Here is a 13,165-nt window from a genome sequence, read left to right on the forward strand (position 1 = left end):
GTCCCGCGCTCGCCGCCGTCGGCGCGCGCGCCATGTGCGACGTCTCGGACGGCCTGGTGCAGGACCTGGGGCACATCTGCGCCGCGTCCGGCGTCCGGATCGACCTGGACCCGGACGCCATCGAGATCAGCGGGGCGCTGCGGTCGGCCGCCGCCGCGCTGGGGGCCGACCCGCTGGACTGGGTGCTCACCGGTGGTGAGGACCATGCGCTCGTCGCCTGCCTGCCGGCCGGTGTGACGCCGCCGGCGGGCTGTGTGCGCATCGGCACTGTCCTGGCCGGCGCCGGGGTGAGTGTGGCCGGACAGCCATACCGCGGCACCGGCGGGTGGAACCATTTCGGCTCGGCGGGCACCATGCCGCAATAACCTGCCGCGCACGCCAAGGGAGGCAGCAGAGATGTGAGCGCCGGCCCGCCAGGTCGCCTCACGGGCGTAGGTCGCACGAAGCGACTTTTAATGGGTCCGGGGGCCATGATACGGACCGGCGCTTCTCCACTTTAACCGATGGCGACCAGGCCGTGTTCCCATCAGGGAATCACGGACGAAAGGCCCATTTTGTGATGAAAACCGCCCGATCTTCGGCGACCACACCCGGCATCCGGACCGCCACCCAGAGGCGCTCCGGCCTCGCGCCGCAGCCACATCGACCCCGTCGCCCATGCCGGGTTGTCCGACCGGGCGGGACCGGTTCCGCTGCCGGAGACGGGAGCGGGTAGCCTGGTCAGACGGTGGCAGAAGGGCCTTTCGGAGGCCGTGTAGTGAGACCGTGGATAGAGGCGATTGGCCCCGTGACAGCACCGACGGTTCCTGCGTCCGGACCTGACTTCGGACCCAACGAATGGCTGGTCTTCGAGATCTATCAGCAGTTTCTCGAAGATCCGCAAAGTGTGTCGCCGGAGTGGCGGGAGTTCCTCTCCGACTACCACCCGAGCATGCCCCTGGGCGCCGACGGGGCCCCGAACGGGGCGTCTCCCGCGAGTGAGACGACGCACAGCGCATCGGCCACGCCGCCGCAGCCCGCCGCCGCGGCTGCCAGCCCGGCACCGGAGGCGCCCGCCGCCCGCGCGAAGCCCGCCGCGGTAGCGGCCCCCGCAGCCCCGCAGCAGCCCGCCGCGCCCCAGCCGGCAGCGAAGGCGCCCAGCGCCCCGAAGCAGCCGGCGGCGCCAGCGGCAAAGGAGCCCGCCGGGGGCTCGGTCGTCACCCCGCTGCGCGGCGCGGCGGCCCGGGTGGTCACCAACATGGAGTCCTCGCTGCACGTCCCGACCGCCACGTCGGTCCGGGCGTTCCCGGCGAAGCTGCTCGCGGACAACCGCATCGTGATCAACCGCCACCTGGCCCGCTCCAGCGGCGGCAAGGTGTCGTTCACCCACGTCATCGGCTACGCGATGGTCAGGGCCGTCGCCGCCAACCCGGCGATGAACGCCTCCTACACCGAGGTGAACGGCAAGCCCGCGGTCGTCCAGCCGGAGCACGTCAACCTGGGTCTCGCGATCGACCTGGTCACCCCCAAGGGCCGCCAGCTCGTCGTCGCCTCGGTGAAGAAGGCGGACACCCTCGACTTCCGCGAGTTCTGGGTCGCCTACGAGGACATCGTGCGCCGGGCCCGGGCGAACAAGCTGACCGCCGACGACTTCAGCGACGTCACCATCAGCCTCACCAACCCCGGCGGCATCGGCACGGTGCACTCGGTGCCCCGCCTGATGCAGGGCCAGGGCACGATCATCGGCGTCGGCGCGATGGAGTACCCGGCCGAGTACTCCGGCGCCGCCGTGAACACGCTGGCCCGGCTGGCGATCTCCAAGACGATCACCCTGACCAGCACCTACGACCACCGGATCATCCAGGGCGCCCAGTCCGGCGAGTACCTGCGCCGGATGCACCAGCTCCTGCTGGGCGAGGACGGCTTCTACGACGAGATCTTCGCGGCGCTACGGGTTCCGTACGAGCCCGTCCGCTGGGTCACGGACATGCCCGTGGTCCACGAGGGCGACCTCGACCACAACGCCCGGGTGCTGGAGCTGATCCATGCCTACCGGGTGCGCGGCCACCTGATGGCCGACACCAACCCGCTCGAGTTCGCCATCCGCAGCCACCCCGACCTGGACATCATCAGCCACGGGCTCACGCTGTGGGACCTCGACCGGGAGTTCGCCGTCGGCGGCTTCGCCGGGCAGCGCACGATGTCGCTGCGCGACGTCATGGGTGTCCTGCGCGACTCGTACTGCCGCCGGGTCGGCATCGAGTACATGCACATCCAGGAGCCCGACGAGCGGGCCTGGATCCAGGCCCGCGTCGAGCGCTCCGCAGAGCGTCCCGACCCGGCCGAGCAACTGCACGTGCTGGAGCGCCTCGGCGCGGCGGAGGCGTTCGAGTCCTTCCTGCAAACGAAGTACGTCGGCCAGCGGCGCTTCTCGATGGAGGGCGCCGAGTCGACCATCCCGACGCTCGACGAGGTGCTCGACCGAGCGGCCGACGCCGGCATGGACGAGGTCGTCATCGGCATGGCCCACCGCGGCCGGCTCAACGTCCTGGCCAACATCGTCGGCAAGTCCTACCGGCAGATCTTCGACGAGTTCGAGGGCCACCTCGACCCGCAGACCGCGCACGGCTCCGGTGACGTCAAGTACCACCTGGGCGCCGAGGGCGAGTACAGCGGCCGGTCCGGGCGCGCGGTCGGCGTCTCGGTGGTGGCGAACCCGTCGCACCTGGAGGCCGTCGACCCGGTCACCGAGGGCGTGGTGCGCGCCAAGCAGGACATCCTGGACAAGGGCTCCGCCGGCTTCACCGTCCTGCCGGTCCTGGTCCACGGCGACGCGGCGTTCGCCGGGCAGGGCGTCGTCGCCGAGACGCTGAACCTCTCCCAGCTGCGTGGCTACCGCACCGGCGGGACGATCCACCTGGTCATCAACAACCAGGTCGGCTTCACCACCTCGCCGGAATCGAGCCGCTCGTCGGTGTATGCCACCGACGTCGCCCGGATGGTGCAGGCGCCGATCTTCCACGTCAACGGGGACGACCCGGAGGCGTGCGTGCGGGTGGCGGCGCTGGCGTTCGAGTACCGCCAGGCGTTCCACAAGGACGTCGTGATCGACCTGGTCTGCTATCGGCGCCGCGGCCACAACGAGATGGACGAGCCGTCGTTCACCCAGCCGCTGATGTACGACACGATCGCCAGCAAGCGCTCGGTGCGCAAGCTCTACACCGAGGCGCTGATCGGCCGCGGGGACATCACCCGCGAGGAAGCCGAGCAGGCGATGAAGTCCTACCGCGCGGAGCTGGAGAAGGCGTTCGCCCAGACACGCGACACCTCGCCGGCCGGCACCGCCCCGCAGCCGCGGATCGTCACGACCCCGGAGGAGGCCGCCGCGGCCGCCGCGGTCAGCACCGCGGTCACCCCGGAGGCGGTCAAGCGGGTCATCGACACCCAGGTGAACCTGCCTGACGGCTTCACCCCGCACCCGCGCCTGCGCCCGCAGATCGAGCGGCGCGCGCAGATGGTGGAGACCGGCGCGATCGACTGGGCGCTGGCCGAAACCCTCGCGTTCGGCACGCTGCTGCTCGATGGCCGCTCCGTGCGCCTCACCGGCCAGGACAGCCGCCGCGGCACGTTCGGCCAGCGCCACGCCGTGCTCGTCGACCGGCACACCGCCGAGGACCACACCCCGCTGCGGACGCTGCGCCACGGGCTGGACGGCACCGAGAACAACGAGGGCGTCGGCACCTTCTACGTCTACGACTCGCTGCTCAGCGAGTTCGCGGCGATGGGCTTCGAGTACGGCTACGCGGTCGCCCGCTCGGACATGCTGGTCCTGTGGGAGGCGCAGTTCGGTGACTTCACCAACGGCGCCCAGTCGATCATCGACGAGTTCATCTCCGCCGGCGAGGCGAAGTGGGGACAGCGCTCCTCGCTGGCCCTGCTCCTGCCGCACGGCTACGAGGGCCAGGGTCCGGACCACTCCTCCGCGCGCATCGAACGGTTCCTGTCGCTGTGCGCGGAGAACAACATGACGGTGTCGGCGCCGTCGTCCCCGGCCAGCTACTTCCACCTGCTGCGCCGTCAGACCCTCTCCCCGGTGCGGCGCCCGCTGGTCGTGTTCACGCCGAAGTCGATGCTGCGGCTGAAGGCGGCAACCTCGACGGTCGAGGAACTCACCGGCGGCAGCTGGCAGCCGGTGATCGACGACGCGGCCGTGACCAACCCGGCGAACGTGCGCCGGGTGCTGCTCTCCGCCGGCAAGGTCTACTACGACCTGGCCGCCTCGCGCGACAAGCTGGACGCCGAGGGACGGTGCGCGCTGCTGCGGGTCGAGCAGCTCTACCCGACGCCCGGGCCGGAGCTGGCCGCGGTGCTGGAACGCTACCCGAACGTCACCGACGTCGTCTGGGTCCAGGAGGAGCCGGCGAACCAGGGTGCCTACCCGCACATGGCGCTCAACATCGCCGAGTACCTGCCCGGTGGGATCCGGCTGCGGCGGGTGTCCCGGCGGGCCGCGGCCGCGCCGGCGTCCGGTTCGTCGCGGGTGCACGAGCGCGAGCAGCGGGCCCTCGTCGAGGCGGCCTTCGGAGACTGACCTCGGCCGCGTGCCGGCGGCCCAGGTGTCTCCCCCGGGAGGCCGGGTCGTCGGCGCATGGCAGTGGGCACAGGGAGCGGCGTCGGCCTACAGGAGCGTGGATGTACTTCACCGACCGCGGCATCGAGGAACTGGCTGACCGTCGCGGCGAGGAGACGCTCACGTTCGAGGGTCTCGCCGACGCGATGCGGGCGTTCGTCGATGTCCACCCGGAGTTCGAGGTGGCCGTGGAGCGGCTGGCCACCTGGCTCGCCCGCCCTGACGACGACCCCGACCTCTGAGCGCCCCAGGCGCGGTTCAGGGCACCCTCGCGGGCGGCCCTGGTCCGGGTGGGCGGCGCTGGCGCGGGCCGATCCGGCTCAGGTGGTGAGCACCAGTTTGCCGAACACGTCGCCGGCGGCGAGCCGCTCGAACGCCGCCCGCGCCTGGGCCAACGGGCGCACCTGCTGCACCGGCGGGCGGATGCCCGTCCGGACCAGCAGGGCGAGCAGGGCGGCGAGCTCGTCCCGACTGCCCATCGTCGAGCCGATCACCGACAGCTGCTGGAAGAAGATCCGGCTGAGATCGGCCGGCGGGTTCGGGCCGCTGGTCGCGCCGGACAGGATGATCCGCCCACCCGGGCGCAGCGACCGCAGCGAGTGCGCCCAGGTGGCCGCCCCGACCGTCTCGATCACGGCGTCGACCCGGGTCGGCAGCCGGGCGCCGGACTCGACGACCTCGTCGGCACCCAGGGCGGCCGCACGGCGGCGCTTGTCCTCGTCGCGGGAGGTCACGAACACGGTGTGCCCGACCGCCTTGGCGATCAGCAGCGCGGCCGTCGCCACCCCGCCGCCCGCGCCCTGGACGAGCACGGTGCCGCCGCCCGCGGGCAGGCCGGAGCGGGTCACCACCATCCGGTACGCGGTCAGCCAGGCGGTCGGCAGGCAGGCCGCCTCCGCCCAGGACAGCTCCGGCGGTTTCGGGACGAGGTTGCGCCGCGGCACCGCGACCCGTTCGGCGAGCGTGCCCGGGTGCAGCTCGGACAGCAGGGTCCGGCGCGGATCCAGCGTCTCGTCCCCGCCACCGGCCACCGGATCCCCGATGACGGCGTGCACGACGACCTCCTGCCCGTCGGCCGTGACGCCGGCGGCGTCGCAGCCGAGGATCATCGGGAGGCGCTCGGCCGGCAGGCCAACCCCACGGAGGCTGAACAGATCGTGATGATTCAGCGAAGCCGCCCGCACGTCGACGGTGACCCAGCCGTCGGGCGGCGCGGGCTCGGGCTGTTCCCCGACGGCGAGGCCGTCCAGGGGCGCGTCCGGATGCAGGGCGACGGCGGCGGCGGCGAGCACGTCCCGAACCTACGACCGGGGTTGTCCGGGCGCGAACGACCGCGATGGAGGCGGCCGGGACCGGGGCTCCCGCGAAACCCGGCGAAGGGGGATCAGCCGCCCCGTCCCGCGCATCGGCGGGACCGGTGTGCTGAACTCATCGCCGTGGGAACGACGAGCGCTGCCGACGCCCCGGACGGATCGTGGTGACCCGCCCGGAGGACGCGGACGCGGGGACGCCCGAGCGCCGCGCATCGCGGCACCGGCTGGGCTGGCGACGCCGACGGCCCCTCCCCACCCCGGAGCCGCCTGCCACGGTCATCGTCGACGGCACCCCGGTCATCACCGTGCAGCCGGCGGACTTCGTCTGCTGCTCCTACCAGGGTTGCGGGGCGCTGCGCCCGCTCGTGGACGCCGTGGAGAACCGGCCCTGCGCCGGGTGCGGCCGGGTCTGACCGCCCGGCCCCGGCACCACACCAGCCCCGGCACCACACCAGCCCCGGCACCACACCAGGCCCAGCACCACAGAAGGCCCAGCACCACAGAAGGCCCGGCAGACGCCGCGGGGCCCCGCAGTGCCAGGCACTTCGGGGCCCCGACGCCGATCACCCTGGGGTGGAAGGAGGCTGCGCGGGCTCAGCGGCGGGCGACCCCGTCGGCCCGCGCGGCCGCCGCGACGGCCGCGGAGACAGCCGGCCCGACCCGCTTGTCGAACACGCTCGGGATGATGTGGTCCTCGGTGAGCTCGTCGGCGATCACGGCGGCGAGCGCGTCGGCGGCGGCGAGCTTCATGCCCTCCGTCACCCGGCTCGCCCGCACGTCGAGGGCGCCGCGGAACACGCCCGGGAACGCCAGCACGTTGTTGATCTGGTTCGGGTAGTCGCTGCGGCCGGTGGCGACGATCCGGGCGTACTTGTGCGCGATCTCCGGGTCGACCTCGGGGTCCGGGTTCGCCATCGCGAAGATGATCGCCTCGGGGGCCATGGAGGCGACGGCCTCCTCCGGCACCTTGCCGGCGGACAGGCCGAGGAACACGTCGGCGCCGCGCAGCGCGTCGTTGATCGAGCCGGTGAGGCCGGCGCGATTCGTCTCGGCGGCGAGGGCGGCCTTGACCGTGGTCAGGTTGTCCCGGCCGGCGTAGATGATGCCGCGGCTGTCGCCGACGGCGATGTCGCCGATGCCGGCGGCGAGCAGGATCCGGGTGACGGCGACGCCGGCCGCACCCGCGCCGGACACGACGGCGCGCAGATCACCGAGGGTGCGACCGGTCAGCTTGGCGGCGTTCTCCAACGCGGCCAGCGCCACGATCGCGGTGCCGTGCTGGTCGTCGTGGAAGACGGGGATGTCCACCCGCTCCTGCAGCAGCCGCTCGATCGCGAAGCAGCGGGGTGCGGAGATGTCCTCCAGGTTGATCCCGCCGAAGCTGGGAGCGAGCCGCGCGACAGTGTCGACGATCTCCTCGACGTCGGTGGCGTCGAGGGCGAGCGGCACCGCGTCGACCCCACCGAACTGCTTGAACAGCGCCGCCTTGCCCTCCATCACCGGTAGCGAGGCGGCGGGGCCGATGTCACCGAGGCCGAGCACCGCCGTGCCGTCGGTGACGACGGCGACGACGTTGGACCGCCAGGTGTAGTCGTCGGCGAGGGCCGGCGTCTCGGCGATCGCCGTGCACACCCGGGCAACGCCGGGGGTGTAGGCGAGCGAGAGGTCCTCGCGGGTCTCCAGCGCGACGGTCAGCGCGATACCGATCTTGCCGCCGCGGTGCAGGGCGAAGGCCGGGTCGTCGTCGGAGGGCCGCGGGCTGACCGCGGCGAGATCGGTCGCGGCGGTGGAGTCGATAGTCGTGTGGTCAGTGGTTGCGGACACGCAGGTTGCTCCTCGGACAAGCCGACGGTGGATCCGCTGGGGCGGTCGTGGTCCCACCAGGGCGGCGGCTACAAGGTGCCCGCCCTCCGTGCGCGTGCCGTGGTCCGCGGGAGGGCGAGCCTGAGCGGTCCCGCCCCGTCGTGTGGGGCAGGGCGCGAAGCCCGGGGGTGCCCGGGGTACATCCAATATGGCACGGCTGGCCGGTGCGGTTCGCGGGGAAGCTTCGCTCGCGGCGAACCACGATCGAACATCCTCGCAACACAGACGGAACACGCGGACACGAATCAGGTGTACGAGCGTAGCCGGGGTGTCACATGACGGGGCTTGGGTGCAGATCGGAACCTGTCTCCGGCACCCCGCGCTTCATCCCGACCTGGAGGTCATCCGTGCACGTCGGCGTCATTCGTCATAGATCGAGGATATCCACACTTGTCGCCGCGGCCGCCCTCGCGACGATCACCGCTGCGTGCGGCAGCAGCGGGTCGGACTCACCCTCCGCGAGCACCCAGGCCCCCGCCACCGACAGCGTCCTCGCAGGTCAGCTCCCCCAGAAGGTGCGCGACGCGGGCACCCTGACCGTCGCCACCGACCCCTCCTACGCACCGAACGAGTTCTTGGCCACGGATGGCAAAAGCATCACCGGAATGGATATCGACCTGGGGAGGGCGCTCGGCGGCGTCCTGGGCCTGCGGGTCCAGTTCAGCCAGGCCACGTTCGACTCGATCCTGCCGGGCCTGGCCGCCGGTCGATACGACGTCGGCATGTCGTCGTTCACCGACACCAAAGAGCGGGAGGCCCAGGTCGACTTCGTGACCTACTACTCTGCCGGGACGTCTTTCATGACCCGCGGCCAGGGTGGAGTGAAGGTCTCGGCGCTCGGCGATCTGTGCGGGCACTCGGTGTCCGTGGAGAGCGGCACCACCCAGCAGACCGACGCGAGTGACCAGAGCGGTCGCTGCACCGCGGCGGGCAGAGCGCCCGTCTCCGTGCAGAACTACGACGACCAGAACGCCGCGAACCTGGCGCTGACGTCGGGCCGAGCCGATCTGTCGATGGCCGACTCCCCGGTCGCCGACTACCAGGCGAAGCTCTCGGGCGGGCGGATCGTGACGGTCGGCACGGCCTACGGGACCGCGCCCTACGGCATCGCCGTGCCGAAGAACGCGGGCCTGACCACGCCGCTGCGGGGCGCACTACAGAAGTTGATCAAGGATGGCACCTACCGCCAGATCCTCGACAGGTGGGGCATCGCCGACGGAGCCATCACCGAGCCGAAGATCAACGGCGCCACCGCATGAAATCTCCGGAGGGGGGCTCGCCCGACGCCATCGCACCCGCGGTGGCGTCGGGCGGGCACGGTGACATCAAGGCCGGTGACATCGAGGCCGGTGACATCAAGGCCGGTGACATCGAGGCGGTGCCGCTGCGCCATCCCGGGCGGTGGGTGGCGGCCGCGGTCGTTCTCGTGCTGGCCGCGATGGCCGCCCACTCCCTCGTCACCAACCCGAACTTCCAGTGGGGCACCGTCGGGGACTACCTGTTCGCGGAGCCGGTGCTGCGCGGCCTGTGGGCCACGGTCTATCTGACCGCGATCGCGATGGCGATCGGCGTCGCCGGCGGGATCGGCCTGGCGATCATGCGGATGTCGGCGAACCCGGTCGTGGCCGGCGCCGCCTGGGTGTACGTGTGGTTCTTCCGCGGCACGCCGCTGCTGGTCCAGCTGCTGTTCTGGAGCTTCGTCGGCGCGCTGTACCCCCGGCTGTCGCTGGGCGTCCCGTTCGGGCCGAGCTTCGTGTCGGGGGACGCGAACCACGTGGTGCCGCTGTTCGCGGCGGCGGTGCTGGGGCTTGGCCTCAACGAGGCGGCGTACATGGCGGAGATCGTGCGGGCCGGGATCAACGGGGTCGACTCCGGCCAGAGCGAGGCCGCCGCAGCCCTCGGGATGGGCCGGGCGCTGACGCTGCGCCGCGTGGTGCTGCCCCAGGCGATGCGGACGATCATCCCGCCCACCGGCAACGAGACCATCTCGATGCTCAAGACGACCTCGCTGGTCAGCGTGATCTCCTACACCGAGCTGCTGAACGCCACTCGGCTGATCTACGCCCGTAACTACCAGACCGTGCCACTGCTGATCGTCGCGGCGCTGTGGTACCTGGCGATGACCTCGGTGCTGACCGCCGGCCAGTACCAGCTCGAACGGCGCTACGCCCGCGGCGTCGCGCCGGGGAACACCAGAGCACGGCGGACGGAGGCGGCACGATGACCACGGCGGTGGAGCCGATGGTCCGCGCGGAGCGGGTGCGCAAGTCGTTCGGTCACCATGTCGCCCTGCGCGACGTCAGCCTGACCGTGGCGCCGGGCGAGGTCACCTGCCTCATCGGGCCGTCCGGCTCCGGCAAGACGACCTTCCTGCGGTGCGTGAACCACCTGGAGCGGATCAGCGGCGGGCGCCTCGCGGTCGACGGCGAGCTGGTCGGCTACCGGGAGCACGGCGGGCGCATCCACGAGCTGCGGCCCCGCGAGATCGCCCGCAAGCGGCGCGAGATCGGCATGGTGTTCCAGCGGTTCAACCTCTTCCCCCACCTGACCGCCCTGGAGAACATCATCGAGGCGCCGCTGCGGGTGCGCGGCGAGCGGCGCGCCGACGCGGTGCGCCAGGCGGAGGAACTGCTGGCCCGGGTGGGTCTGGCCGACCGCGCCGGTGCCTATCCCGCGCAGCTGTCCGGCGGCCAGCAGCAGCGGATCGCGATCGCCCGGGCACTGGCGATGCGCCCGAAGCTGATGCTGTTCGACGAGCCGACGTCGGCGCTCGACCCGGAGCTGGTCGGCGAGGTCCTGGAGATCATGCGCCAGCTCGCCGAGGAGGGCATGACGATGATCGTTGTCACCCACGAGCTCGGCTTCGCCCGGCAGGCCGCCGACACCGTGGTGTTCATGGACGCCGGCACGGTCATCGAGACGGGCCCGCCCGCGACCCTGCTCACCGCGCCGGCGCACGAACGCACCCGCGCCTTCCTCGCCAAGGTGCTCTGAGACCAAGGTGCTCTGAGACCAAGGTGCCGCGAGGCCCACACAAGTAGCTACTTTGCGTGACCTTTTGCGGCGCGGACCCATCGCGGCGGCCAACGCGCGGCAGGAGCCACACCTGCACGCCAACAGTGCCGGTGGGACGGTCCAGCCTGCTGGGTGACGCCCAGGCGAACCGGTACCGTCGCACGCGTGGAGATCAGCGCACTATCGGTCCCGGACGCCTGGGTGTTCACCCCGCGTCAGCACTCCGACAGCCGCGGAACCTTCCTGGAGTGGTTCCGCTCCGACGCGCTGAGCGAGGCGGTCGGGCATCCGCTCACGCTCTCGCAGGCCAACCACAGCATCAGCCGGGGCGGCACGCTACGCGGCGTGCACTACTCGGAGGTTCCCCCGAGCCAGGCGAAGTACGTGACCTGCGTGCGCGGTCGGGTGCTGGACTGCGTGGTGGACATCCGCACCGGCTCGCCGACCTTCGGCACCTTCGCGGCGGTCGTCCTCGACGACGTCGACCGCCGCGGGCTCTACGTCGCGGAGGGTCTGGGGCACGCGTTCATGGCCCTCACGGACGACGCGGCGGTCTCGTACCTGTGCTCCACGCCGTTCACGCCGGGGCGCGAGCACGGCGTCAACCCGCTCGACCCCGACCTGGCGCTGCCGTGGCCCGAGGAGCTGACCCCGCTGCTGTCTGACAAGGACGCGGTGGCCCCGACCCTCAAGGAGGCCGAGTCGGCCGGCCTGCTGCCCTCTTACCGCGACTGCCAGGCCCTCTACGCCACGCTGCGGGCCCTCGGCGCGCCGGCGGGTGGCGCGCCGTGATCCGGGTGGCCGGCCCGGGGGACGTCGAGATCGTCCTGACCCTCATCCGCGAGCTCGCCGCCTACGAACGGGAGCCCGACGCGGTCGCGATGACCGCCGAGGACCTGGACACCGCCCTGTTCGGCCCCGACCCGAGCGCCCACTGCCTGGTCGCCACCGCGGCGCCGGCCCCGGCCGGGGGGCACGATCCGGCGGTGCCGCCCGGCGCGGACACCCCGGGTGCGGTAGCCGAGGCGCCGCCGGTGGTGGGCTTCGCGATCTGGCATCCCACCTTCTCCACCTGGACCGGGCAGACCGGGATGTATCTGGTCGACCTGTTTGTCCAGCCCGAGCACCGGCGGGCCGGCCACGGCCGGGACCTGCTCGCGGCGCTGGCCGCGATCGGCGTCGAACAGGGCCACCGCCGGCTGGAATGGGCCGTGCTCGACTGGAACACCCCGGCGCAGGAGTTCTACCGGGCGATCGCCGCGCGGCCGATGACCGGCTGGACGACCTGGCGGGCCGATGGCGCGGCGCTGGCCGGTCTCGCGGCCCACGCCAGCCCGTGCCCCGGCACCGCGCCCCAGCATCCGGCCTGAGCCTCGGCACGGCCCCGCGACAGCTCGGGCACGGCTGCGGCGGTGGCCGGGATTCCGGCGACTGTGCCCTTCCCGGCGTCTTTCGATCACCCGACCTGCGGTACCCACGGGCGGCTGGGTACGGTGGAGGCGGTGGCAACGACCGGCCGCTGACGACGAGCTCCCCGGCGGGCATGAGGGACGTCACGCCTGACGGGGACAGGCTTGACGGCGTCGGCAGCGGGGAAGGCCGTCATCCGCAACATCAACGTCCGTCCGGCTTCGGCCGAACCCGCGAGGGAACCTCCTCGCACGACGCAGGCTCTTTGGGGGTAGGAACGTGGATCCGACGCCTTCGACCGGCGGCGCGGAGAACTCCGACACCATCGACAGCCACACCGCCCATTCCGGCGGCCTGCGCGACGTCGTCGCGCTCACCCTGCCGGCGGCCAGCGCGTATCTCACCGTGCTGCGGACCGCGACCGCGTCCCTCGCGGCCCGGCTCGACTTCACCCTCGATGACATCGAGGACCTGCGGATCGCCGTCGATGAGGCATGTGCCCTGCTGCTGGTGTCCGCCGTGCCCGGCTCGTCCCTGGACTGCACGTTCACGCTCTCCCCCGGGGTGATGCACGTGCTGGTGACCGTCGAGAGCCTCGACGGCGAGCCGCCGTCCGAGGACACCTTTGCCTGGACGGTCCTCAAGGCCCTCGCCGGTGACGTCGAGACCGCCACCGGCCCCGGGTCGAAGGTGAGCATCACGCTGCAGAAGCGGCGCGGCGTGCGGGCGGACCTCGGGGAGCCGCCGGCCGGGCACGTGCGCGGATCGGGCGCCGCCGACGTGACTCCACTGGGTGACGCGGTAGGTACACCATGACGTCGACCGGGAGAACTCCGACTCCGCCGCGGGTGGCGCCCGACCAGGGACAGGGCAACGCCCAAGTCGCCGCGCTCAGCCAGCAGCGGGCCGCCGCCCTCGACGACCATCCCGGCACGGGCGCGGGCCCGGCCGGGGC

12 protein-coding genes are annotated in these 13,165 nt (G+C 72.2%); 10 read left to right on the forward strand and 2 right to left on the reverse strand.

Annotation, left to right across the window (positions count from 1 at the left end; all coding sequences use genetic code 11):
- From MXD58_RS09000 to MXD58_RS09010, 3 genes are all read left to right on the forward strand, one after another.
- Positions 1-365, forward strand: a 365-nt coding sequence (locus MXD58_RS09000; protein ID WP_374615859.1) for a thiamine-phosphate kinase, incomplete at its 5' end; no start/stop codon positions are given.
- Between the two features lie 422 nt (positions 366-787).
- On the forward strand, positions 788-4,570 hold the full coding sequence (locus MXD58_RS09005) for a multifunctional oxoglutarate decarboxylase/oxoglutarate dehydrogenase thiamine pyrophosphate-binding subunit/dihydrolipoyllysine-residue succinyltransferase subunit (RefSeq protein ID WP_248836760.1): 3,783 nt from the start codon (positions 788-790) through the stop codon (positions 4,568-4,570).
- A gap of 101 nt (positions 4,571-4,671) precedes the next feature.
- Complete coding sequence (locus MXD58_RS09010; protein ID WP_248836761.1) at positions 4,672-4,851, forward strand: DUF6104 family protein; 180 nt, start codon at positions 4,672-4,674, stop codon at positions 4,849-4,851.
- 78 nt (positions 4,852-4,929) lie between these two features.
- On the opposite strand, the gene MXD58_RS09015 is transcribed toward MXD58_RS09010, so the two are convergent.
- Positions 4,930-5,901, reverse strand: a complete 972-nt coding sequence (locus MXD58_RS09015; RefSeq protein ID WP_248836762.1) for a zinc-binding dehydrogenase — start codon at positions 5,899-5,901, stop codon at positions 4,930-4,932.
- Positions 5,902-6,086: 185 nt separating this feature from the next.
- Between MXD58_RS09015 and MXD58_RS09020 the strand changes: the two genes are divergently transcribed.
- Entirely contained in the window at positions 6,087-6,335 is a 249-nt protein-coding gene (locus MXD58_RS09020; protein ID WP_248836763.1) for a hypothetical protein, read from the forward strand.
- Between the two features lie 181 nt (positions 6,336-6,516).
- Here MXD58_RS09020 and MXD58_RS09025 read toward each other — a convergent pair whose 3' ends face one another.
- Positions 6,517-7,746, reverse strand: coding sequence for an NAD(P)-dependent malic enzyme (locus tag MXD58_RS09025; RefSeq protein WP_248836764.1), 1,230 nt, complete (start codon positions 7,744-7,746; stop codon positions 6,517-6,519).
- A 386-nt stretch (positions 7,747-8,132) separates the two neighbouring features.
- Here MXD58_RS09025 and MXD58_RS09030 point away from each other — a divergent pair, with 386 nt between their 5' ends.
- The 6 genes from MXD58_RS09030 (at position 8,133) to MXD58_RS09055 (ending at position 13,026) form a co-directional block, all read left to right on the forward strand.
- Complete coding sequence (locus MXD58_RS09030; protein WP_248836765.1) at positions 8,133-9,044, forward strand: ABC transporter substrate-binding protein; 912 nt, start codon at positions 8,133-8,135, stop codon at positions 9,042-9,044.
- The gene (locus MXD58_RS09035; protein ID WP_248836766.1) at positions 9,041-10,009 is read left to right on the forward strand and encodes an amino acid ABC transporter permease; all 969 of its coding nucleotides are present in this window, start codon (positions 9,041-9,043) and stop codon (positions 10,007-10,009) included. The genes MXD58_RS09030 and MXD58_RS09035 overlap by 4 nt, the downstream gene beginning before the upstream one ends.
- Positions 10,006-10,779, forward strand: coding sequence for an amino acid ABC transporter ATP-binding protein (locus MXD58_RS09040; protein WP_284678095.1), 774 nt, complete (start codon positions 10,006-10,008; stop codon positions 10,777-10,779). The genes MXD58_RS09035 and MXD58_RS09040 overlap by 4 nt, the downstream gene beginning before the upstream one ends.
- A 186-nt stretch (positions 10,780-10,965) precedes the next feature.
- On the forward strand, positions 10,966-11,592 hold the full coding sequence (locus MXD58_RS09045) for a dTDP-4-dehydrorhamnose 3,5-epimerase family protein (protein WP_248836767.1): 627 nt from the start codon (positions 10,966-10,968) through the stop codon (positions 11,590-11,592).
- A complete protein-coding gene (locus MXD58_RS09050; RefSeq protein ID WP_248836768.1) occupies positions 11,589-12,170 on the forward strand; it encodes a GNAT family N-acetyltransferase in 582 nt (193 codons plus the stop codon). Before MXD58_RS09045 ends, MXD58_RS09050 begins: the two co-directional genes overlap by 4 nt.
- 319 nt (positions 12,171-12,489) lie before the next feature.
- Entirely contained in the window at positions 12,490-13,026 is a 537-nt protein-coding gene (locus MXD58_RS09055; RefSeq protein WP_248836769.1) for an anti-sigma factor, read from the forward strand.
- Positions 13,027-13,165: the final 139 nt, after the last annotated feature.

It is taken from the genome of Frankia sp. AgKG'84/4 (assembly GCF_023242965.2).
Taxonomy (GTDB): domain Bacteria; phylum Actinomycetota; class Actinomycetes; order Frankiales; family Frankiaceae; genus Frankia.